The following is a 22,382-nucleotide window of genomic DNA, read 5'->3' as shown; positions in this document are numbered from 1 at the left end:
CTCTGGGTTCGGCCTCCTGGGGGGTGCGCAGTGGTTACAGCATGTAACTCTGGTAGAACGCCAGCGTCGCCTGATTCTTGTGCTTGGCTTCGAACATGATGTCGAAGTGCTCGTGAAACTGCAGGGCGTAGCGGTTGGTCCAGTGGTTCCACATCAGTTCGCTGTGGCCATAGAGGTCACGCTTGGAGACCACCTGCAGCAGCGCCTCCATCTCCAGCTTCTGCTCGGCGGTGAAGCCCAGCTCCTGAAGACGCTCCTGGGGCTGGGAGTAATGCATGACCGGCCGCACGCCGCGCCAGCTGTCGATGATGCGATCCACGCGGGGATCGTCCACGGCGATGTAGTCGTTCTCGTTGATCCAGCAGTGGTGGATATCCAGCACCACCGGTGCCAGGTCGGCCAGTTGCAGGCAGTCGTCGACGCCGTAGGTTTTCTCCTCGTTCTCGAAGGTGATGCAGCGGCGCGCCACCTCCGACAAACGCGGCCAGATGGCGCGGATGCCTTCTGCACCGAGGCGACCGGCGATGTGCACGTTGCACTTGAAATCCTGGAACTGCAGGCCGTAGCCCATCATGCGGATCATGTCGGCGTGGTACTCGAATTCCGCCAGGCTGTTTTCCACCACCGGGGGTTTGTCCGAGCCCAGCACGCAGAACTGACCAGGGTGGAAAGACAGGCGGATGCCGGCACTGCGCGCGCGATCGCCCATCTGCGCAAAACGCTCTGCCAGCCAGGCCTGACGTTCGGGCTTTTGGTAGAACGCTGCCACCTGCGGATGGCTGTAGAACGGCAGCAGGTCGCTGCTCAGGCGCAGCATGCGCAGGGCTTCGGGCAGCTGCGCCACGTAATCGAGCAATTGCAACTGCGCTTGCAGGTTGTGGGTGATCACTTCCTGAAGTTTCTCGTGGGCCACTTGGGTGGCGACGCTGTTCATCCAGCGCAGGGTGGTGGTGCGTGGGTTGTAGGCGCCTTCGATGAGCTTCAGTTCGGCCAGGGTCAGGGCGCGAATCGAATGTCGGTATTGGCAGGCGAAGCCGATGCGAGGGGTGTTCATGGGTGTGAAGGCCTGGTGTTCAGGTAGGTAGCCGATAGACCACTGCGGTGTCTATTCCTCTCGCCGAACGTCCCCGCAGGCGGCCAAATTGACAGACGCCCTGCGCCGCTCTTAATCTGTAGCCAACGGATTGTAAATTGGTCATACCAATTCAAATTCACTGCTGGCAGACCTCCAACAACAATCGGGGAACCCGAACCATGCCAATGACACCTTTGGCCCAGCCTGCCCTTCTTGTGCGGGAGATGACGCGCCCATGATCATTTCCGCTTCCACCGACTACCGCGCCGCCGCGCAACGTCGCCTGCCGCCCTTCCTGTTCCACTACATCGACGGGGGCGCTTACGCTGAACACACGCTCAGGCGCAACGTCAGCGACCTGGCCGATATCGCCCTGCGTCAGCGCGTGCTGCGCAACATGTCCGAGTTGAGTCTGGAAACGCAGTTGTTCGGTGAAACCCTGGCCATGCCGGTGGCGCTCGCGCCGATCGGTCTGTGTGGCATGTTTGCCCGTCGTGGCGAAGTGCAGGCGGCCAAGGCAGCGGATGCCAAGGGTATTCCGTTCACGCTGTCAACGGTGTCGGTCTGCCCGATCGAGGAAGTCGCCCCAGCCATTTCCCGGCCGATGTGGTTTCAGCTGTACGTGCTCAAGGATCGCGGTTTCATGAAGAACGCCCTGGAGCGCGCCCGCGCCGCCGGGGTGAAGACGCTGGTTTTCACCGTCGACATGCCGGTGCCCGGGGCACGCTACCGGGACGCGCATTCGGGCATGAGCGGCGCCAACGGGCCGATGCGGCGCATGTGGCAAGCGGTGACGCACCCGGCCTGGGCCTGGGATGTGGGCCTGCATGGCCGTCCGCATGATTTGGGCAACATCTCTACCTACCGTGGCAACCCCACCGGGCTCGCCGACTACATCGGCTGGCTGGGCAGCAATTTCGATCCGTCGATTTCCTGGAAGGACCTGGAGTGGATCCGCGAATTCTGGGATGGGCCGATGATCATCAAGGGCATTCTCGACCCCGAGGACGCCCGCGATGCCGTGAGTTTCGGTGCCGATGGCATCGTCGTCTCCAACCACGGCGGACGCCAGCTCGACGGCGTGCTGTCCAGCGCCCGAGCCTTGCCGGCGATCGCCGATGCGGTGAAGGGCGATCTGGCGATACTGGCCGACTCGGGTATCCGCAGCGGGCTGGATGTGGTGCGCATGATCGCGCTGGGTGCCGATACGGTGCTGTTGGGCCGCGCCTTCATTTATGCCCTGGCGGTAGCTGGCGGTGCGGGCGTGAGCAATCTGCTGAATCTGATCGAAAAGGAAATGCGCGTGGCCATGGTGTTGACCGGGGCCAAATCCATTGCCGAGATCGGCTCGGATTCGCTGGTGCGTTGAGCGTTCGGTTCAGGGCAGCAGGTCGATCAGTTGCGGTTTCAGGGCGTGGGGCTGCACGTCGAGCACGACCAGGGTGACCGGCAGTTTGAAGCGGCGGCGGCCGGCGCTGCCGGGGTTGATGTACAGGCACTCGCCGCGCCATTGGATCAGCGGCTTGTGCGAATGGCCAGTAATGACCAGGCGGGTGTCGCTGCGCAATGCGGCGGGTACGTCGGCCATGTCGTGGATGAGCAAGGTGGGCCAGCCTTCGAGGTCGAAATGCAGCACGTCCGCCACCGAATCGGCCCATGGCATGCCGACATCGTTGTTGCCCGAAACGACCTGCACCGGCGCGATGGCAGCCAGGTGCTGGACGATGTCACCCTTGCCGATGTCGCCGGCATGAATGATCCGTTCACAACCCTGCAGCGCTGCCACGGCCTCGGGCCGCAGCAGGCCATGGGTGTCGGAAATGATGCCTACTTTCACGGCGTGGTTCCCTGTGTGCGTGGTGCAGATCTGGACTGCCTTGCACAGGGGTGGGTTCCATGCTGCCACATTGGATCGGCGTCCACGTATGGTCGCGGGCTGCTTGCGTCAAGAACACCGCAGTGTTTCAGGTAGTGTGCGGTGAAGCCTTCGCGGGCAGAGCCCGCTCCCACAGTGTGGGAGTGAGTTTTGTGGGAGTGAATTTGTGGGAGCGGGTCTCTGCCCGCGAAGTGACTCGGCATCGCCGCCTTCGCGGGCAGAGCCCGCTCCCACAGTGTGGGAGTGAATTTTGTGGGAGTGAATTTGTGAGAGTGAATTTGTGGGAGCGGGTCTCTGCCCGCGAAGTGGCTCCGCATCGCCGCCTTCGCGGGCAGAGCCTGCTCCCACATCAAATCGGCTGCTACTTGGCGGTGATCACCGCCAGTTTGGTGATGCCTGCCTTTTCGATGGAGGCCATGGCTCTGGCCACTTCGCCATAGTTGACGCCGTCGTCGGCCTGCAGTTGTACGCGCACATCGGGGTCTTTCTGCCTGGCGGTCTGCAGGTTGGTCTGGAGCAGGTCCGGCTGGATTTCGTCCTTGTTGATGAACAGCTTGCCTTGCCCGTCGATGCTCACCACCAGCGGGTCCTTCTGCTCGGCAGGCGCCACTGCTTCGGTCTTGGGCAGGTTGATCGGGATCGAATTGGTCAGCAACGGCGCGGTGACGATGAACACCACCAGCAGCACCAGCATGACGTCTACCAAAGGCGTCACGTTGATTTCGCTGAGCACCTCGTCCGTGTCTTGAGTGGAAAAGGCCATGTCAGGATGCCTCCTTCACTTTGTGGCCCGAAGCCGCAGCACCGCTGCGAGACAGGGCCGGATGTTGCAGCACGCGGAAGGAATGCTTCTGCGCCAGGCTGTAGAAATCGTGGGCGAAATCGTCGAGGTCGGCGGCGGTCAGTTTCAGTCGACGCAAGAAATAGTTGTAGACCAGCACCGCCGGCACCGCGACGGCGATCCCCACGCCAGTGGCCACCAGCGCCGCGCCTATGGGGCCTGCCACTGTCTCCAGGCTGGCCGAGCCGGCCGCGCTGATGCCCTTGAGCGCCGACATGATCCCCCAGACCGTCCCGAACAGGCCGATGAACGGCGAGGTACTGCCGATACTGGCCAGCACCGCCAGGCCCGTTTCCAACGAGCGCCGCTCCCGCACGATCTGCTGGCGCAGGGCGCGTTCGAGGCGATCCTGATGATTGATCGACTGGCTCAGGTCGGTTTGCGCCTGTTCGTTGACCTGGATGGCCGCGTACCCCGACTGCGCGACCCGGGCCGCTGCACCGGGCTGTTCCTGGGCCAGATGGGCGGCCGAATCCAGGCTCGATGCCGCCCAGAACTGCTGGTGAAACTTGCGATCCTGCCCTTTGAGCCGAGCGAACTGCAGGCCTTTGAGCAATGCCAGCCCCCAGGTGGCAACGGAAAACAGGATGAGCAGCCAGATGACCGAGTGCTCGACGGAGGTGAAGGGAGATTCTGTCAGAAGATTCATGGTGAGGCTCTCTGTAGCAAGGCGTTGGGTGGTGCGATGCGCCTTTTGTCAGGTAGCCCGCTTCATGCAGCAAAAAAGTCGATCAGCGCAATTTGAAATCGATCGGTACGCTGACCCAGCCGTCGACCGGGTCGGCACCCCGTTTGGCCGGAACGAAGCTCCAGCGTTTCACTGCTGCCAGTGCGGCATCATCGAGCTGACTGCGACCGCTGCTGGTCTGTACCTGGATTTCGCTGGGCTTGCCGCTGGCCAGCACGTGAACCCGCAACAGCACGGTCCCTTCCCAGTTGCGACGCATGGCCAGGGCGGGATATTCGGGTGCCGGATTGTGCAGGTAGCCGGCATTGGCCGAAGCCGGTGTCAGCGGTTGCGGCGCAGGTGGTGCCGCAGGTGCAGGCGGCGTGGGCGCCGTCGGTGCGGCCACGGGTTGCGGCGGCGCAGGCGGTTGCACGACCGGTTTGGCCACCGGCTTGGGCACCGGCTTCTTGACCACCGGCTGAGGCTTTGGCTTGAGCGGCGGTGCTGGTGCTGGCTTGGCTGCCAGTTCATCCTCGACAGGCGGTGGCGGTTCGACAACCGGCGCGACCGGCTCGGGCGGCGGCGGTGGCGTCTCTACCACCGGCGGTGGCGCAGGCTGGGAAAATTCGATCGTCATGGGTGGAATTTCTGGCGGCACTGTCGGCAGTACCGGTGTTGGCGTCTGACTGATCCAGTAGATCACCGCACCATGCAGCACCAGCGCGAACACGCCCAGCAATGCCGCCTCGCGGCGACCGAGGATGCGCTTGGGCGCACGTTGCAGGCGCAGCTCGCCCAAGGGTTCGCGGAACACCCGGCCCAGGTCGAGCAATTCGCCGGGTACCGGATGCCACCGCACCTCCAGGGCGGCCTTGAGGTTGTTCATCAGTTGCTCCTGTTGACGGATGATCGTGAAGAAGCGAGTCCAATCGGCCTCTTCGGCGGGCGAATGATGTTCAAACTCCGCTAGTTCGAAAAGTAATTGTTTGTTATTCCAAGCTTTGAATCCGGCATAAGGCGCGATGAAGGGTTGGCTCATTTCGACCAGCTGTCGGCCGCTGAACAGCGGGCCAACTCCACTGTTGCCCAGGCAACACCGAACAGATCGAGGAAAGACGATTTTTTTCAATCAAATGATCGAGTTGGAGTTTTTTCCCTGCCTGGCCGGTAGCCGTTCAATGGCGGCGTCTTGCGCACGCCCGTTTCGCGACACGACATAAGCTAATGCTCATAAGGTATTTAACGATCGTTTTTTATATCCATTAGTATCGCCCTCATTCCGTGTTTCCCGGCCCGTAGATTTTTTCTTCCGCACCTTTGAAAGGCGCCGCCATGCAGCTTTTGACACTTCCCCCATCGCCAGCCCTCGCCACCTCCATCCGTGCCACCGCCCAAGTGTTCGAAGACCCGAAATCCAAGGCGTTGCTGGCCCATCTCGAACAGGTCGCACCCAGCGATGCCAGTGTGTTGATCATTGGTGAAACCGGCACCGGCAAGGAGTTGGTCGCCCGCCATATCCATAACCTCAGCGCAAGACGCAACAAGCCGTTCGTGGCCGTCAACTGCGGGGCCTTTTCCGAGTCGCTGGTGGAAGCCGAACTGTTCGGCCACGAAAAAGGCGCGTTCACCGGTGCCCTGGCGGCCAAGGCCGGGTGGTTCGAGGAAGCCAATGGCGGGACCTTGTTTCTCGACGAAATCGGCGACCTGCCGATGCCCATTCAGGTCAAGCTGCTGCGCGTACTTCAGGAGCGCGAAGTGGTACGCCTGGGTTCGCGCAAGAGCATTCCAATCAATGTGCGGGTACTGGCGGCAACCAATGTCTTACTGGAGAAGGCGATCAATGCCGGTCATTTCCGCGAAGACCTGTATTACCGCCTGGATGTAGTCAGTCTGGAACTGGTGCCGCTGCGCGAACGGCCTGGCGATATCATTCCGCTGACCCGGCATTTCCTCGAGGTGTATTGCAAACGCCTGGGCTACGAACGCGCCACATTGTCGGCCGACGCCGAGCACAAGCTGCGCCACTACAGCTGGCCGGGCAATATTCGCGAACTGGAAAACGTCATTCATCACACCTTGCTGATCTGCCGCAACGGCGTGATCGAGCGCGATGACCTGCGCCTATCGAACATGCGCATCGAGCGCGCCGAGGACAGTCCGGTAGTGGACGATTCGGTGGAGGCGTCACTGGATCGGCTGTTCCAACGGCTGTTCGACGAGCAGGTGGGCGATCTGCACGAGAAGGTCGAGGATGCTCTGCTGCGTTCGGCCTATCGGTTCAGCCATTGCAACCAGGTGCACACCGCCAACCTGCTCGGCCTGAGCCGCAACGTGACCCGCACGCGGCTGATCAAGATGGGCGAGCTGGCGGTGAACAAAAGGCGCCCGGTGGCAGATCAACCAGAGGTGCGGGCGCTGAGGTTATCAATCTGAAGGTTCGACGAAGATCGCACCGGCCTCTTCGCGGGCAGAGACCCGCTCCCACAGGCGGTCATGAGCGTGAGGCCAGCGAACCCGCGGAGACCCGCTCCCACAGTCGGTCATGAGCGTGAGGCCCGCGAACCTGCAGAGACCCGCTCCCACAGGCGGTCATGATCGTGAGGCCCGCGAACCCGCGAAGGGTATGCCACGGACCGCTCCCACGGTCATTCATGCCAATGGCGGCACTTTGAAGTCTGCCCGACACCCGGATTGAAGGCGTTGCATGGGTCCAGTTGCTGATAGAAGGCCTTGAGCGCCGGCTTGGCCGGGTACAGATGGCCGACGTTGTGCTCGGCCGGATACTCTGCGCCGCGTTCGTCGAGCAGGGCCCACATGCGATGCTCCACCGCCAGACAATCGCTGCCCTTGCGCAGGATGTAGTCCTGGTGGAACACGTGACAGAAGAAATGCCCGTAGTAGAGTTTGACGATCATCTGCCGATCGATGTCGGCGGGCAGCGTCTCGAACCACTGGCGATCATTGCGCGCCAGGGCGATGTCCAGCGCCACGATGTCCTCCACCTCCCGATCGTGCACGGCGCGGTAGCGCACCGCGGCACCGGCGGCAGCGAAGCGATGCAGGAAGGCCTTGCTGCCCTCCTCCGCGGTGCACCGGAAGAAATCACCGTCACGTCCGGCGAACAGCTCTTCCAGCAGCTTCTGGGTCGGCGCCACCGAACCGGCGGACACCTTTAGCATCAGGTAGTGTTCATAGCGCTGGCGGAACTCGCGAATGCGCGGCGGCAGGTGCTCGGGAAAGCAACGCGCCACCAGTTGCAGGACACGGTCGGCGAGGTTGGCACGCAGCCAGGGAAAGCGCTTGAGAAAAGTGTCGGCGCGGCTCTTCAAGGCGAACAACTTGGGCAGGCGCTGGGTGCCCAGGTGGTGGATCATCAGAAACGTGTCCTTGCCGTATTCGGCGGCCACGTCGTAGGCGTCGCGGTGCATGTACTCGCCGGCGATCGGCAGCTCGTCGAACCGTTCGAGCATGTGCCGGCGGATCTGGGTGAGGTCGGCGGTGTCGTTGCTGCCGATGTAGAACACCGCGGTGTCGCGCTCGGCGGCGAAGGTGTCCAGGCGTACGGCGAACACCGCCAGCTTGCCGGCACTGCCGCTGGCCTCGTACAGGCGCTGGTGGTCGGCATTGAACCGAGCGGGCGTGGGCGCGTCGACCTCGCGCACATAGGCGGCGTAGCCATGATCGGAGCCCAGCCCGGCGTCGGCCTTGATATCGGCGGCGGTGTAGTGCTGGGCGTCCAGAGTGCCGAGGATCTGCTCGGGCGTATCGCCCAGTTCGACGCCCAGGTGGTTGACCAGTTGCAAGGTGCCATCGGCGCCGAGCTGGGCGTACACCGCCATCTGCGTGTAGGCCGGTCCGCGACGCACGAGCGAGCCGCCCGAATTGTTGCAGACGCCGCCGAACACCGACGCGCCGATGCACGAGGAACCGATCACCGAATGGGGCTCGCGGCCCAAGGGTTTGAGGACCTTCTCCAGCTGATCGAGGGTCGAGCCGGGGAAGCAGATGACCTGACGGCCCTCCTCGATCACGTGCACCGTGCGCATGCGCAAGGTGCTGATGATCACCACTTCACGGTCGTAACCGCCGTCGGGGGTGGAACCTCCGGTCAGGCCGGTGTTGGCCGCCTGCATGATGACGATCACATCGGCCGCCACGCAGGCCTTGACCACCTGCCACTGCTCCAGCAGCGAGCCGGGGCGGACCACGGCCAGCGCGTTGCCGCTGCCGAAGCGGAAACCCTGACGAAAGCGTTCGGTCTCGGCCGAGTCGGTGAGCACATGGCTGGCGCCGACGATGTCGCGCAGTGCGCTGATCAATTCGCTCATTGCGGCATCACCGCCACCGCATCGACTTCGATGAGCATGCCGTCCAGGGCCAGGCGTGGCACCGGGATCAAGGTGCAGGCTGGCGTCATGGCATCGCCCCACGCCTCGCGCAGGGTGTCGCTCCAGATGGCCAGGCGCTCATGGTCGTGGTCGACGATCAATACGGTCAGCTTGGCGACGTGGGCGTAGTCGGCACCGGCTGCACCGAGGGCGGTGCGCAGGTTGGCCAGGGCCTGCCCGGCCTGCAACTGAAAGTCCGCGGAAATGCTGCTGTCCAGGCTTTCACCGCCTTGCCCGGCGATGAACAACAACTTGCTGCCACCGGCGACCTCGGCCACATGGGAGTAACCATAGGGCGCCGGGTCGAACAGGCCGGGCGGATTGCTGAGCTTGAGCGGGACGTGGTCGGGCATGGGCAGGCTCCTGTTGGCTGACAGACCTTACCCTAGCACGGCTTGCCGGGCGTATCGCGGCTTCTTCAGGCGTCTTTCGGCCAGCCGCCGCCGAGGGCCCGATACAAACGCACGCGGTCGATCGCCGCGGCAGTGGCACTGTCCACCAGCTGGCTTTGTGTGGCCAGCAGCGCACGCTGTACACCGAGCACATTGATGAAGTCGGTCGCGCCCTGATTGTAGCGGTCGCGGGCGGTACCCAGGGCCACCGTGTTCTGCCGCACCGCCTCGCTCAACGCAGCATGGTGCTGCTGTTCGGCGGCGTAGTCGCTCATGGCGTCGTCGACCTCGTGCCAGGCGGCCAGCACCACCCGTTGGTAGTCCAGCGCCGCTTCCTGCTGCTGATGTTCGCGCAGCTCCAGTGTGCCGGTCAGCCGTCCGCCCTGGAAGATCGGCAGGTACAGGCTGGGGCCGAACGACCAACTGCGTGAATCCCAGCCGCCCAGGTCGGAGCCATTCAGGGCCTGAAAGCCGAAGCTGGCGCCCAGGCTCACCCGTGGATAGAAGTCGGCCTTGGCCACGCCAATGGCGGCCGTGGCCCGATGCAATGCTGCCTCGCTGCGCTGGATGTCGGGCCGGCGCTGGGCCAATTCCGAGGGCAGACCCATGGGTACGTCCGGCGCCGGGTCGGGAATGGCGCGCGGGGTGCGCAGTTCGTCGGCCAGGGCGCGCGGCGGTTCGGCCAGCAGGTAGCTCAGCGCATTGATCAAGCGGTCCTGCTGCGCCTGCAGCACGGGCAGCGAGGCTTCGATGGTTGCCACCAGGGCGGCGGCGTTGGCGGTGTCCAGGTTGGTGGTGACGCCGTTCTCGTAGCGGGTCTGGGTCAGGCGCTGGCTCTGCCGGGCGATCTCCAGGTTCTCCCGCGCCACGGCCAGGCGCGCCTGCACGCCACGCAGGCGGATGTAGTCGGTGGCCGTGCGCGCGGCGATGCTCAGGCCGACCGCGTCGCGCTGAGCCTGGCTGAACTGGACATCGGCCTCGGCCATCTCGACGCTGCGCTGGACGTGCCCCCACAGGTCGACCTCCCAGCTGGCGTCGAGCGCCCCGCTCCACAGCTCGAACGGTGCTCGACCGCTCTGCCCTGACGGGTCGTTGAGGCCTTCGGCGCTGTTGCGCTCGCGCTGGTAGCCACCGCGCGCGCTGAGCCCCGGCAACTGCTCGCTGCCGCTGACCTGGCGCAGGGCCTGGCTTTGCTGCACGCGGATGGCCGCCGAACGGATGTCCAGGTTGGCCTTGGCAGCGCGGGTCACCAGCGCGGTCAATTGCGGGTCGCCCAACTGCTGCCACCAGGCGCTGTCCAGCGCGGCGTCGGCGCGGGTACCGGCGCTGTCCTGCCACTGCGCAGGCAGCGCCGCTGCCGGGCGTTGGAAGTCCGGCCCGACGCTGCACGCGGCCAGGCTGCTCAAGGTCAGGGCAAGCAATGCACGTCTCATCTCATGGCTCCTGGGTGGTATCGACCGACGCGACCACCGACAGGCCGACGCGCAGCCGGTCCAGATGGGGCTGATCGGTTTCGAACACCACCTTGACCGGAATGCGCTGGACCACCTTGGTGAAGTTGCCGGTGGCGTTGTCCGGGCTGATCTGCGCGAACGACAGACCCGTGGCCGGCGCGACGCTGTCGATGTGGCCGCGAAAGACCTGGTCGGGAATGCTGTCGACATGAATGTCTACGCGCTGATTGGCGTGCATGTGCGCCAGTTGCGTCTCGCGGAAGTTGGCCACCACGAACGCCTGATGCAGCGGCACCACGGCCAGCAGGGGTCGACCGGGGGCGACATAGGCACCGACACGCACCGAGCGCTGACCGATCATGCCGTCGGCCGGTGCCAGGATTTGCGTGTAGGACAGGTTCAGCTCGGCCTGTTCCAGCGCCGAGCGATCCTTGTCCACCGCCGCCTCGGCCACTTCCAGTTCGGCCTTGAGCACATCCAGGGTGCGCTGGGCGGCGACCCGTGAAGCGCCATCACGGTCACGCGAGGCTTCCCAGCCCTGCAACTCGGCCTCGGCCTTCTGCCGCTCTTCCTGAGTGCCGGCGCCAGCCTGGGACAGGTTGCGGTAACGCTGGGCATTGGCCTGGGCGAACTTCAGGGAAGCGGCGGTGGCGCGCGTGGCCGCGCTGGCCTGGTCGATCACCGCCGCCTGCCGCTCGATGCTGGCGCGCAGGTTCTTCACCTGCGCCTGCGCGGCATCGACGTTGGCCCGGGCCGCCGCCACCGAGGCCGTGTAGTCGCGCGGGTCCAGGCGCGCCAGCAGCTGCCCGGCCTTGACCGACTGGTTGTCCTGCACCAGCACCTCGGTGACCACCCCGGCCACCCGCGGCGCCACCAGCACCGAATCGGCGCGGATGTAGGCGTCATCCGTGCTCTGTACGCCGCTGCGGTGCAGCACCTGGTAGAGCCCATAGGCGGCGCAGACGAGGATGGCAGCAACGATGAGAAAGACAGCGGTGCGATGTTTGATGACAGATTTCATGACGGTACCGGGGGTTGCGGTGGATAGGCGCGTTTGGGCAGGGTCAGCAACACCACCAGCAGCACGGCGATGAAGGCCAGCAGCGCCAGGAACGCGTCGCTGTAGCTGAGCACGAAGGCCTGGGCGCGAACGCGACCGGCCAGTTCGGCAGCCGGCTCGCCGTACAGCGGCAAGAGGCTCTGGTAGCTGTTGCCGACCTGATCGAGCAAGGTGTTGGAATGCAGGTGCTCACGGGCGGTGACGAAGTTTTCCAGCACCACGCCGGCGACCACCGACGACAAGCCGCGCAGGGTATTGACCATGGACGAGGCGAACGGCCCCTCCAGCGGATGGATGACCCCGGTGGCGATCATCAGCAGCGGCACCACCACCATCGGCTGGCCGAAGGTGTGCAGCGCCTGCAACAGGTAGAAGTCGTCGCGAATCCATTCGCCGGTGAGCTGCGAGCCACCCAGCAGCGCCAGGGTCAGCAGACCGAAACCGGCGGCCATCACGTAGCGCGAGTCGACCCAGTTGCGGTTGATCACGAACGCGACCAGCGGCGCGATGAGCAACTGCGGGATGGCAATGCACAACGCGGTGGGCATGGTCTGCAACGGCCGATAGCCCTGAATGTGAGTCAGGTACCCCGCCGGAATCGCGCTGCCGGCCATGCCGACGAACAGGAACAGGCACAGCGTGGTGATGCCGAAGGCGAAATTGCGCCGCCCCAGCAACTGCAGCTTGAACAGTGGCAGCGGGTGAAACCATTCGTTGAGCAGAAACAGCGGCAGGCACATCCCGGCGCCGATCAGCAGCAAGGCAATCAAGGGCGACTCCAGCCAGTCCAGCCGTTCGCCCTGGGTCAGGCCGATGATCAGCATGCTCAGGCCGGCCGTGCCCAGCAATGCACCGCGCCAGTCGGCCTGCTTGAAGCGCTCCAGCCGCAGTGGGTCCTGCGGCAGACCGTAGGCGATGCACGCGGCACCGATCAGGCACGCCGGGATGATCTGCCAGAACACCATGCGCCAGTCGCTGCCCTCGGTCCACAGCGCGGCGAGGGGCATGGCCAGGTTCGGTCCGAAGGTCGCGGTGAGCGCGTAGGCCGACAGCCCGTACAATTTGATATGCCATGGCAGGAAGCGCAGTGCGGCGGTCATCAGCAGTGGTGGCAGCGCGCCTCCGGCCACACCCTGAAGCACACGCAACAGCAGCAGGCTTTCCAGGTTGGGAGCGAACGGGCACAGTGCGCCGAAGCCGGCAAAGGCCACGGTCACCACAATGGCGAAGCGCCGCAGCGAAAAGGTCACGGCCAACCAGGGCGCCAGCAGCATCGCCGACACCTCGGCCGCCGCGTAGGCAGAGCTGATCCATGTGCCTTCGTCGTGGCCGAAGCCATAGATTCCCAGCAGGTCAGCCAGGGTGATGTCGGTGACGCGGTCGTTGATGCCGGAGGTCAGGGCGGCGATCAGCACGCCGACCAGCCCGATGGCCAGGCGCCAGCCGAACGGCGCCGGAACCGGAGGTGAAGGTGGGGACACGAATGGAACCTGCTTGCTGCAAATGACGATGAACCAATAATTGCGATACACTGTACCGAACAGCGATACAAAAGGCAAATTGCATGAGCAACGACAACGACCGTAGCGGCATACAAGTCATCTCTCGGGCAGCGGCGATCCTGCGCTGCCTGGAAAGCGAGCCGGACGGCCTGAGCCTGGGCGCGATCGCCAAGCGCATCGACCTGCCCCGCTCCACGGTGCAACGGCTGGTCGACGCGCTGGCCCATGAGGAGCTGCTCAAGGTCCAAGGCGCCGGTGGGGTGTGCCTTGGCCCGGCATTGATGCGCCTGGCGTCGAACAGTCATGTCGACCTGATCACCCAGGTGCGTCCTTATATGGAGGCACTGACCGAGCGCACCGGAGAGACGGCAGTGCTGGTCAACCGCAACGGTACCCACCTGATGCTGCTGCATTCGGTGGTGTCGCCGCAGCCCTTGCGAGTAGCGCCCTCCTCCGGCAGCTTCCTCAGTGTCTACGCGACCTCGGGCGGCAAGGCATTGCTGGCCAAGATGAGCGACGAGGCCGTGGTGCAACTGCTCGGCCCGGTGCTGGAACCGCTGACCCCGAGCACGCCCGACTTGCCACGGTTGCTCGAACAACTGGCCGAGGTCCGCGAGCGGGGTTATGCCTGCGACGCTAATGAGCACATGATGGGTGTGGGCGCCATGGCCGTGGCCCTGCAGACCTCGCAAGGTCAGTACGCGCTGGCACTGGTGGGGCCGGTATGGCGGGTCGAGGCGCAGCATGCGTTCTTCCGTGAAGCGCTGTTCGACACTCGCGAGGCCCTGGCCGGCGTCCTCAGCGCAGGCTTGCGCGCCAGCGAGCCACCGTCAATTTGAAACAAAATGCTATTACTTTGATCAGCGCGAACCGTGAACAAACGGGCAACATGACACTCAGAGAGTCGTCCCTGCCACTGGATAATGGGCAGGAAAAACAAAGACAGGGAGAACCCAGGCGCCAGCGCGCGGCCGTCGGGCGTGTCAGCTAACCCAAGAGAGTTGAAGACCCTTCCTATGAAAATCCTGAGCAACTGTGTCCGACAGTTGAAACGCTACTCCTACGCCTTGCCTGCCCTGCTGCTGGCGGGTACCTGCTCCTTCCTCGCCCTGGAAATCAGCGACAGCCGCGCCGAGTCGGTCGATGGCACGCAGACCCTGGTATTTCTGCGTCACGCCGAGAAACCTGCAGGTGGTCTTGGCCAGCTCAACTGCCAGGGGCTCAACCGTGCACTGAACCTGGCCGAGTTGCTGCCAGAGCGGTTCGGCAACGCCGATTACGTGTTCGCTGCCGACCCCGGCCGACATGTCGAGGAAGGCGAGAACGACGAATCCTACAGCTACCTGCGCCCACTCATGACCATCAGCCCCAGCGCCATCAAGCTCGGCCTGCCGGTGAACATCGACTACGGCGCCAACGACACCCAGGATCTGGCCCGGGAACTGATGCGCGACAAGTACCACAATGCGGTCATCTACACCGCCTGGTCGCATGGCTACCTGCCCGAGTTGATCAATGAGGTGGCTGGCCGAGCGGTGGGACAGAAGATGAACATCACCGATGACTGGAAATCCGACGATTTCGATTCGGTCTACGTGCTCACCCTGACCTGGCACGACGGCAAGGCCAGCCTGCTTTCACGCAACCTCAAGCAGGGCCTGGACAACGGCCACACCGCCTGCCCGGCCTAGCAGCGGGCCTGGGTTCACACGCAGCACCAAGCGTTGCAAGGGAGGCTCGGGTATACTGCCGCTCCCTTTAAACGTGCTGCCCCGGAGTCACCATGCCTGCCAATCAACATCCCGATGCCGAGCCGATCGTTCAGGACGCCGAAGTCGATGGCCAGGCAGCGATCCCGGCCTTCACATTCCCGTTCAAGCCCGGCGCGTTCGCGACCAAGCAAGCGGCCAGCTACCCCGGCGCGGGCAAGTCAAACCATGACAAGACCCCAGGCCGCGCCCCGAACGGCACCCGCCGCTCCATGGGCAAGCGCTGATCCCGTTCGCCAGGACGCCAGAACGACAAAGCCACCCGAGGGTGGCTTTGTTGCTTTCAAGGTCTACGGCGTTCAGGGCTTGTCGCGCTGCTGCGCATATTGCCGCTGCTGCGAACGCTGGCGCAGGATGATCGGCAGGATGCGCCGTCCGTCGTTCCAATAGCGTCCGGCCAGGCGGCTCGGCTCGCTCAGAATACGGTGCAGCCATTCCAATGAGAGCTTCTGCACCCACATCGGCGCACGCTGAACCTTGCCCGACAGAAAGTTCAACGCCGCACCGGTGCACAGGCCCACGCCGTGGGTGCGACCGCGGTCGGCGATCAGCTTGCACAGCAGTTCCTGGCGTGGCGAGCCGACCGACATGATCAACAGCTGCGCCCGATGCTGCTCGACGAACTGCAAGGTGGCTTCCACCTCCGTGGGGTTGTCGATGAAGCCCATCGGCGGGTTGTAGTGCAGGAACGTCACCGCCGGATAGCGCTGGGTCAGTATTTCCACCACATCGGGGGTGGAGCCCACGACCGTCACGGTCCAGCCTTCGCGCTGGGCTTCGTCCATCATCGACACGGTCAGGGTGCTGCCGGGAATCGCCTCGGGCACGCCTGCGTCGAACTTGCGCAGCACCGGCATGAGTACCCGGCTGTCGCAGATCCGATAAGCGGCCCCATCGTAGGCATTGCGGAATTGCGGACTGTCTTCGAGCAGTACAACATGGTTGACGTTGGCGGTGACCACGTAACCAAAAGGCTTGTTCACGTCGCCCTTGACGGCACGGATCAGGTCCCTTTGGTCACCTTTGTAGAAATCTATCCCAAAAACTTTCATCCAGGCCGTCCTATCAGTTCTAGAATGCGTTGATGCAGCGCCGTAGAAAGGCTGCGGGAGCTTGGACGATTCGGCTTGTTCGTCTAAAGCATGTAATTGATTGTCTTCTATCCATAGGCTTAGCCGATGAACATCAAAAGGTTGTTTTCACGTGCAGAGTTCGAGCGCGCTGTACCTTTCGTGCTCAGGCCCGACCCGTTACGTCCCCGTCGCGCACTGTTGAGTGCGACGATGGCGTTGCTGTTGGGCTCTGGCGCTGCGTTCGCGGATGTGCCGATGACACAGGTCAACGTGTCGGGGGCCGAGTTCTCCGAAAATGTGTTTCCGGGCGTGGAAGGTACGCACTATTTCTTCCCGCGCGAAGGCTTCTTTGCCAACTGGAAGCGTCGTGGCGTTCAAAGCGTGCGCTTCCCGTTCAAATGGGAGCGACTGCAGCCTACGCTGGGGGGTCCGCTTGACCCGGTCTACGCCAAGCTGATCGACAAGATGCTGGTGCAGGCCGCGCAAGCGAACATGCAAGTGATCCTGGACGTGCACAACTACGGGCGCTACCGCGGCAAGATCATCGGGACCAAGGATGTCACGGTGGATCACTACAAGAACCTCATGAGTCAGATAGCGCGGCGCTGGAGCGGTTACAGCGCCCTGGCCGGCTACGACCTGATGAACGAGCCCCACGACGAATCCGATGCCATCTGGCCGACGGCCGCTCAGGCGGGCATCGATGCCATTCGGGCGATCGACAAGAACCGTCCGATCTACGTCGAAGGTCGTTCGTGGGCCAGTGCCGAGCGCTGGCCGAACTACAACAACGATCTGCTCAAGCTCAAGGACCCGTCCAACAAGCTGATCTTTTCCGCGCATATCTACCTCGATCCTGACGGCAGTGGTAACTACAAGAATCGAATTTCCGGCACATGGAATCCGGATATCGCCGTGAACCGGGTCAAACCCTTCGTCGAGTGGCTCAAGCGCAACGGCAAGAAAGGCCACATCGGCGAGTTCGGCATCCCTGACAACGACCCACGTTGGCTGGACGCGGCCGAACGTCTGCACAAGTACCTGGCCCTGCAGTGCATGCCCCTGACCTACTGGTCGAGCGGCCCCTACTGGGGTGGTTACTTCATGGCAGTCGAGCCGATCAACGGCCAGCCTCGTCCTCAATGGACAGTCATGGGCAGGTACCTCAAAGAGCCGAAGTGCAAGGCTATCGGCCCGACGTAACTGCCAGGCCCGCAGTATCGGCCGGTCGTCCCAGCGGACGATCGGCCGGTTGCGAAGCCGGCACCCTCACCTGCCCGTAATACACGAATGCCGCAACCGCGAGCGCTGCGATGTTGCCGTCATACATCATGGCCGGCGACAGGAACAGATTGATCAGGTTGAAGCACATGTCGAGAACAAAGGCAGCAAGCAGGTCACCTTTGTTCCGGCACTGGCGACTGATTCTCCAGAATCCGACGAAATACACCAGAATGATCAGCGGCATGATGAAGCCGTAGCGGTACATCACGCCCAGCACACCCACGTCGGACAGGTAGAAGTAAGAGCTGTACAGGCGCGAGAAACCACCCTGCCACTGCAGCGACAGTGCGCCCATCCCCACGTACCAGTTCGCGGCCGTATCGCGCAGGATGATCGCGGTGGTATCGGCACGCACCCCACCCGGCTCGGTCGCTTCCTGCACCAGGGCCATCAGCCGCTCGTACTGAGCTTCGAACGGCGCTGGCATCACCATGTAGGCGACCCCGCCCACGACGATGATCGCCAGGCCCAGTTTGACCAGCACATGCAGGTGCGCGCGGAAGATCCACAACGCGGCCAGGGTCCACACCAGCATGGTGTTACGCGTCTGCAACACCAGCCACAGGTAGGCGGCGAACAGGCCCAGCAACAGCACCGGTACCAGCTCGATACGGCGGCGCAGGCGGTACATCAGCATCATGGCGCACAACGAGACATAGGAGCCGCCGATGCTGAAGCGGTCCGGACGCAGCGGGTTGAGGCCGTAGTCCTTCTCGTCGACGTTGAAGGCGACCGCAGCGTTTTCCGGGACGATCTTGAAGTAGTAGAGAAAGCCGACCGCCACACACGCCAGTCCGCCGATCAGGAAGCAGCGCTCGAGCTGCTCCTGGGTCGGCTGCGCCTTGAGCATCAGGTACAACGCCGGAAAGAACAGCAGGTACAGGAAGTTGCGGCGCTCTTCGAGCAGGCCGTAGAACAGTGGCTGCTCGAAGTGATACCAGGAGAACAGTGCCGACATCACCGGCAGGGCCACGCCCATGAACAGGATCCACATACTGGCCCGCGACTGCCACGGGCGTTGCCACATGGCCAGCAGCAGCACGGCCGCGCCAACCACGCCAGCCAGGTACAGCTCGCGCAGGTATGGCAAGCCTGCCAGCTTGTTGTCGGTCAGGAAAAGAAAGCCGGAGTTGACCACCACCAGCAGGCACAGCAACGTGCGTGGATTGAACAAAGCCTGGAGCATGTCCGTTACCTCGTGGACGATAGATCACTCAGCGCCATTTGAACGCCAAGCCCTCGGTGATGCCCTTGATGCCGAACTTGATGTTCTTGGCACTGCCGCGGTTCTGCAATACGGTGATCGCGCCCAGGGCGACCGCCGAGACAAAGGTGCACGCGGTCGAATGGAAGCGCTTGTTGTACATGATCGCCGCACGGTTGCGGTAATAATGAAACATGTGGCTGCGCCCTTTGGTGCTGCCGCTGTCGCCGTGGCGAGCGAAGCTGTTGAGGGCCACGCGGCCGTGCCAGCCCACTGCGGCGGCACGACGTTCCCAGTCCACTTCTTCGGAGTACATGAAGTAGCGGTGGTCCATCATGCCGACCTCTTCGATCACCTCGCGGCGTACCATCAGGCTCGCACCCATCAGGTAGTCGGGCTCGGGCAAGCCGGCGGTAGCCAACTGCGCGCGGTCCATGTTCTTGCCCATCAGCTTGGTCTTGCCCAGCCAGGGGAACAGGGTGCCGCCGCCGACGCACTGGACCACCTGGGGGCGATCGGAGTACACCAGCACGGAGGCCGAAAAGCCGCATTTGGGTGACTGTTCCAGCGTGTCCCGCAATGCTTCCAGAGCGCCGGACTCGACGGTGACGTCGTTGTTGAGCAGCCAGATGTAGCGATACCCTGCGCGCACGGCGTAGTCGATGCCCACGTTGTTGCCGCCGGCGTAGCCGTGGTTGCCTTCATTGATGATCAACACCCGCTCGTGGGGTGTGTCATAACTGCCGGCTGCGCGCTCGTCGATCACCTGAACGTCCGGGCCGGTCGAGTCGTTGAGAAACTGCTTGAGGCGCGACACGCTGTCGTCCTTGGAATCGTTGTCGATCACCACCACCGGGACGCGGCAATGGGCGTCCAGGGCACGGATGCAGTCGATGGTGGTATCGGCGCCATTCCAGTTGAGGATGATCGCGCACACGTCGTTGTTGGATCGGGTCATGCTTGAGCCTCCTGTAGAGTGCCACTCTGGCGGTTCTGCCAGGCACGCGCCTTGAATACGACGATCGACATCATCGCCAGATAGATGAAAATGTTTGCTGCCGCGATAGCGATCACCACCGCCAGGGCCGAGCCGCCCCACAGGGCGCCGATGGCCACGGCGCCGAAGCGCAAGGAGGTGGCGAAGACTTCGAAGCCCAGGAAGTAGGCCTGCAGGCGCAACGCCGGGATCGCGACTTCGCACGGCATCGCTGCGAACCGGGCCAGTTCCGCCAGGGCCAGCCAGCGCGCGTATTCGCCCGCTTCGTGCCACTGGGCGCCGAAGGCCAGGGTGAACAGCCACGGCCCGGCGATGACCAGGATCAGGAAGCCCGACGCGCCGATCGCGGTCATCGCGCCCACGCCCTTGAGCAGCAGGCCGACCACCGCCTCACGAGCGTGCACGGCAGCGGCGATGCGCGGGTAGAAAACGCTGCCCATGGCTTTGCCGATGAAGTTGCTGGGCATGGCCAGCACTTGCAGGCACAGGGCGAAATAGCCTGCCGGTATGGCGCCGAAGAGCGAGGCCAATACCAGTGTGGGCATGTGCACCGACAGCGCGTTGATCAACACCTGCGGGGCACGGAAAAGGGGGAAGTCGCGGTATTCGCTGGCCAGTTGGCGCAGGGTCTTGCGCGGGGCCTCGTCAGCCTCGGTCGCGTCGGCCGGCGCTGGCTTGCTCATGGCCATGCCGATCAGGATCAGCAGGCTGTGCACCACGTAGTACAGCGCGCTGGTGACCACCAGCATGGTCGCGCTGTTGTTGAACAGGCCGCCGACACTGCGCATGCCGTTGTAGACCAGGGCATGGCTGGTGGCCGCGCGGGCGGTCAGGCGGTAGCGGCCATGGCGATACAGCCACTGCTGGAGCACTTCGAGGACCGCCGAGCTGAACATCACCAGCGGCAGCAGCATCAGGTACGGCGTGAGCAGTTCCAGGTTCCAGCGCTCGGCCAGCATCGGCCCCCAGAACAACAGCACGACCGCCACCAGCAGCGACACCAGCAAGGCAACCACGGTCGCCAGCTTGGCCAGGCCGCTGGCGTCGCGATGGCGTTGCGGCAGGACGATGGCCATTGACCAGGTCAGGCTGCAGGCCGGAATCAGGATGATCGTCAGGCTGAGGAAGGTACCCACCACCCCGAATGCTTCGGGGCCGTAGATCCGCATGATCACCGGGATCAGCGCCAGGTTGATCAGCTGCGCGCCGGCCGAGCCGCCGAGCGCTGTCGCCAGGTTTCGCACCATGCGGTTCTGGCGCAGTTGCTGGATCAGGCCGGGGGCCGCTGCCGGCCCCTGGCTCAAGTCGTGTTCCATCCCAGCCTCCGGGCTCAATAGATGTTCCGTGAGAACAAGGTGAACGGGGTCTTGATCAGGATCTTGATGTCCAGCCACAACGACCAGTGATTGATATAGGCCAGGTCACGCTCCAGGCGCCCCTGCATCTTGTCGAGCGTGTCGGTTTCGCCACGGAAACCGCTGACCTGGGCCAGACCGGTGATGCCCGGCTTGATGCGATGACGCGCCATGTAGGCCATCAGCTTGTCGCAGTAGTAATGGTTGTGGGCGATCGCGTGGGGACGCGGACCGACCAGGGCCATTTCGCCACGCAACACGTTGATCAGTTGTGGCAGTTCGTCCAGCGACGAGCGACGCAGGAATGCCCCCACGCGGGTCACTCGCGAGTCGTTGCGGGTGGCCTGCTTGACTTCCTGGTCGTCGTGCATGCGCATCGAGCGGAACTTGAAGACGTGGATCACGGTGCCGTTGCAACCGTCGCGCCCCTGGCGGAAGAACACCGGGCCCGGCGAGGACAGCTTCACCGCCACCGCGCAGGTGATCAGCACCGGTGCCAGGACCACGATCGCCAGCAGTGCCAGGCTGCGGTCGATCAGATCCTTGGCCATGGCGGCGGCCGGGTGCGAACTCAATGGGGTTTCGTTGAGGTAGATGGCCGGGAACTGTTCGATCTGCGAGATCGACTGGTTGAGCAGCATCATGCTGCCGAAGTCCGGCACCCAGACCACGTCCACGGCCAGGTCGAGCAGGTCGACGTAGATCGATTCGATCTGCACCATGCGATCCAGTGGCAAGGCGATGTACACCCGGCGCACCTGTTCGCGCTGGACGATGTCGCGCAGTTCGTCGAAACCACCCAGGTGCGGTACACCCGGCACCGGCACCCAGTCGGCATCGACTTCGGCGTCGGGTGCGATCACGCCCAGCACCGGAACGCGCGGCTTGAGCTGACGAGCCAGCTTGCCGGCCAGTTCCCCAGCGCCGATGATCACTGCCTTGCGTTCGTTCTTGAGCCGCTGGTTATGGCGGTTGAGCAGGAAGCGCAAGGGAATGAACGTCGCCGCCTGGGCCAGGAAGCCGTAGATGATCAGCTTGACGGCCATGCCTGGCGCCAGGCTCTGCGGGCTGCCGCTGAGGTAGATGACCACGGCCAGCGCGGCGACCAGGGTCAGCCAGCCGCCGAGCAGGCGCAGCAGGCCGCTGAGGTAGTTCAGGCGCTTGTGGTAGACGTGCAGGAAGCTGTAGACCGGAACCGAGGCAAGCACCCCGATCATCATCAGCACGCGGTACTGCGGCGGGAATTCATTGAAGTGTGCGTAGAGCACACTGAATGTGAGCGCGCATGCCAGAGCGGCACCCGCGAGCCACATGGTCCAGAACGTCAGGCCCCGGCGGTTTACCATCGGGTGCAAGCGAGGCGCAATCATGGAAGTTTCCTCAGCAGACAAATGCGGCGTGGATTGGCATTTTCCGTAACGCGGCCAGCCGGGCGCACTGCTCGC

The 22,382-nt window shown here is 63.7% G+C and carries 21 protein-coding genes; 6 read left to right on the top strand and 15 right to left on the bottom strand.

Annotated features, from left to right (window positions below; all coding sequences use genetic code 11):
- Window positions 1–34 precede the first annotated feature (34 nt).
- Window positions 35–1,054 (bottom strand): UV DNA damage repair endonuclease UvsE, encoded by a 1,020-nt coding sequence (gene uvsE / locus BLV18_RS08575; RefSeq protein ID WP_090357755.1) that lies wholly within the window; start codon window positions 1,052–1,054, stop codon window positions 35–37.
- 256 nt (window positions 1,055–1,310) lie between these two features.
- Here uvsE and lldD point away from each other — a divergent pair, with 256 nt between their 5' ends.
- A complete protein-coding gene (gene lldD / locus BLV18_RS08570) occupies window positions 1,311–2,444 on the top strand; it encodes an FMN-dependent L-lactate dehydrogenase LldD (protein ID WP_090357754.1) in 1,134 nt (377 codons plus the stop codon).
- Window positions 2,445–2,453: 9 nt separating this feature from the next.
- Here the strand turns inward: lldD and BLV18_RS08565 are convergent, their stop codons facing one another.
- The 4 genes from BLV18_RS08565 to BLV18_RS08550 form a co-directional block, all read right to left on the bottom strand.
- Window positions 2,454–2,912, bottom strand: coding sequence for a metallophosphoesterase family protein (locus BLV18_RS08565; protein WP_090357753.1), 459 nt, complete (start codon window positions 2,910–2,912; stop codon window positions 2,454–2,456).
- A 400-nt stretch (window positions 2,913–3,312) separates the two neighbouring features.
- Window positions 3,313–3,714 (bottom strand): ExbD/TolR family protein, encoded by a 402-nt coding sequence (locus BLV18_RS08560; RefSeq protein WP_049860037.1) that lies wholly within the window; start codon window positions 3,712–3,714, stop codon window positions 3,313–3,315.
- 1 nt (window position 3,715) lies between these two features.
- Window positions 3,716–4,441 carry a MotA/TolQ/ExbB proton channel family protein gene (locus BLV18_RS08555; protein WP_090357752.1) on the bottom strand — a complete coding sequence of 242 codons (726 nt, stop codon included), beginning with the start codon at window positions 4,439–4,441 and terminating at the stop codon, window positions 3,716–3,718.
- Window positions 4,442–4,523: 82 nt separating this feature from the next.
- Window positions 4,524–5,345, bottom strand: a complete 822-nt coding sequence (locus BLV18_RS08550; protein ID WP_090357751.1) for an energy transducer TonB — start codon at window positions 5,343–5,345, stop codon at window positions 4,524–4,526.
- Between the two features lie 446 nt (window positions 5,346–5,791).
- On the opposite strand from BLV18_RS08550, the gene BLV18_RS08545 reads away from it, so the two are divergent.
- Window positions 5,792–6,892 carry a sigma-54 interaction domain-containing protein gene (locus BLV18_RS08545; protein ID WP_090357749.1) on the top strand — a complete coding sequence of 367 codons (1,101 nt, stop codon included), beginning with the start codon at window positions 5,792–5,794 and terminating at the stop codon, window positions 6,890–6,892.
- Between the two features lie 212 nt (window positions 6,893–7,104).
- Here the strand turns inward: BLV18_RS08545 and dld are convergent, their stop codons facing one another.
- The 5 genes from dld to BLV18_RS08520 all read right to left on the bottom strand — a co-directional run bounded on the left by dld (window position 7,105) and on the right by BLV18_RS08520 (window position 13,234).
- Window positions 7,105–8,787, bottom strand: coding sequence for a D-lactate dehydrogenase (gene dld / locus BLV18_RS08540; protein WP_090357747.1), 1,683 nt, complete (start codon window positions 8,785–8,787; stop codon window positions 7,105–7,107).
- Entirely contained in the window at window positions 8,784–9,200 is a 417-nt protein-coding gene (locus BLV18_RS08535; RefSeq protein WP_090357745.1) for a RidA family protein, read from the bottom strand. The genes dld and BLV18_RS08535 overlap by 4 nt, the downstream gene beginning before the upstream one ends.
- Window positions 9,201–9,265: 65 nt before the next feature.
- The gene (locus tag BLV18_RS08530) at window positions 9,266–10,672 is read right to left on the bottom strand and encodes an efflux transporter outer membrane subunit (protein ID WP_090357744.1); all 1,407 of its coding nucleotides are present in this window, start codon (window positions 10,670–10,672) and stop codon (window positions 9,266–9,268) included.
- 1 nt (window position 10,673) lies between these two features.
- Complete coding sequence (locus BLV18_RS08525) at window positions 10,674–11,714, bottom strand: HlyD family secretion protein (protein WP_090357742.1); 1,041 nt, start codon at window positions 11,712–11,714, stop codon at window positions 10,674–10,676.
- The gene (locus BLV18_RS08520) at window positions 11,711–13,234 is read right to left on the bottom strand and encodes an MFS transporter (protein ID WP_244156822.1); all 1,524 of its coding nucleotides are present in this window, start codon (window positions 13,232–13,234) and stop codon (window positions 11,711–11,713) included. Before BLV18_RS08520 ends, BLV18_RS08525 begins: the two co-directional genes overlap by 4 nt.
- An 83-nt stretch (window positions 13,235–13,317) precedes the next feature.
- Between BLV18_RS08520 and BLV18_RS08515 the strand changes: the two genes are divergently transcribed.
- The 3 genes from BLV18_RS08515 to BLV18_RS08505 all read left to right on the top strand — a co-directional run bounded on the left by BLV18_RS08515 (window position 13,318) and on the right by BLV18_RS08505 (window position 15,251).
- Entirely contained in the window at window positions 13,318–14,094 is a 777-nt protein-coding gene (locus tag BLV18_RS08515; RefSeq protein WP_090357739.1) for an IclR family transcriptional regulator, read from the top strand.
- 177 nt (window positions 14,095–14,271) lie between these two features.
- A complete protein-coding gene (locus BLV18_RS08510; protein WP_090357737.1) occupies window positions 14,272–14,946 on the top strand; it encodes a histidine phosphatase family protein in 675 nt (224 codons plus the stop codon).
- 92 nt (window positions 14,947–15,038) lie between these two features.
- Entirely contained in the window at window positions 15,039–15,251 is a 213-nt protein-coding gene (locus BLV18_RS08505; protein ID WP_056842937.1) for a hypothetical protein, read from the top strand.
- Window positions 15,252–15,323: 72 nt separating this feature from the next.
- On the opposite strand, the gene BLV18_RS08500 is transcribed toward BLV18_RS08505, so the two are convergent.
- Complete coding sequence (locus BLV18_RS08500; RefSeq protein WP_090357735.1) at window positions 15,324–16,076, bottom strand: WecB/TagA/CpsF family glycosyltransferase; 753 nt, start codon at window positions 16,074–16,076, stop codon at window positions 15,324–15,326.
- Window positions 16,077–16,307: 231 nt separating this feature from the next.
- Here BLV18_RS08500 and BLV18_RS08495 point away from each other — a divergent pair, with 231 nt between their 5' ends.
- Window positions 16,308–17,300 (top strand): glycoside hydrolase family 5 protein, encoded by a 993-nt coding sequence (locus BLV18_RS08495; protein ID WP_208598849.1) that lies wholly within the window; start codon window positions 16,308–16,310, stop codon window positions 17,298–17,300.
- On the opposite strand, the gene BLV18_RS08490 is transcribed toward BLV18_RS08495, so the two are convergent.
- The 4 genes from BLV18_RS08490 to BLV18_RS08475 are packed head-to-tail and all read right to left on the bottom strand — an operon-like array spanning window position 17,284 to window position 22,307.
- On the bottom strand, window positions 17,284–18,567 hold the full coding sequence (locus BLV18_RS08490) for a hypothetical protein (RefSeq protein WP_090357730.1): 1,284 nt from the start codon (window positions 18,565–18,567) through the stop codon (window positions 17,284–17,286). The two genes, BLV18_RS08495 and BLV18_RS08490, sit on opposite strands and share 17 nt — an antisense overlap.
- A gap of 28 nt (window positions 18,568–18,595) precedes the next feature.
- Entirely contained in the window at window positions 18,596–19,543 is a 948-nt protein-coding gene (locus BLV18_RS08485) for a glycosyltransferase family 2 protein (protein ID WP_090357728.1), read from the bottom strand.
- The gene (locus BLV18_RS08480; RefSeq protein ID WP_056842941.1) at window positions 19,540–20,898 is read right to left on the bottom strand and encodes a lipopolysaccharide biosynthesis protein; all 1,359 of its coding nucleotides are present in this window, start codon (window positions 20,896–20,898) and stop codon (window positions 19,540–19,542) included. Before BLV18_RS08480 ends, BLV18_RS08485 begins: the two co-directional genes overlap by 4 nt.
- A 14-nt stretch (window positions 20,899–20,912) precedes the next feature.
- Window positions 20,913–22,307, bottom strand: coding sequence for an undecaprenyl-phosphate glucose phosphotransferase (locus tag BLV18_RS08475; protein ID WP_090357726.1), 1,395 nt, complete (start codon window positions 22,305–22,307; stop codon window positions 20,913–20,915).
- Window positions 22,308–22,382: the final 75 nt, after the last annotated feature.

The sequence above is a fragment of the Pseudomonas coleopterorum genome, assembly GCF_900105555.1.
Classification (GTDB): domain Bacteria; phylum Pseudomonadota; class Gammaproteobacteria; order Pseudomonadales; family Pseudomonadaceae; genus Aquipseudomonas; species Aquipseudomonas coleopterorum.
The sequence above is the reverse complement of the archived record's forward strand: the minus strand, read 5'-3'. Positions and strand labels throughout refer to the sequence as shown.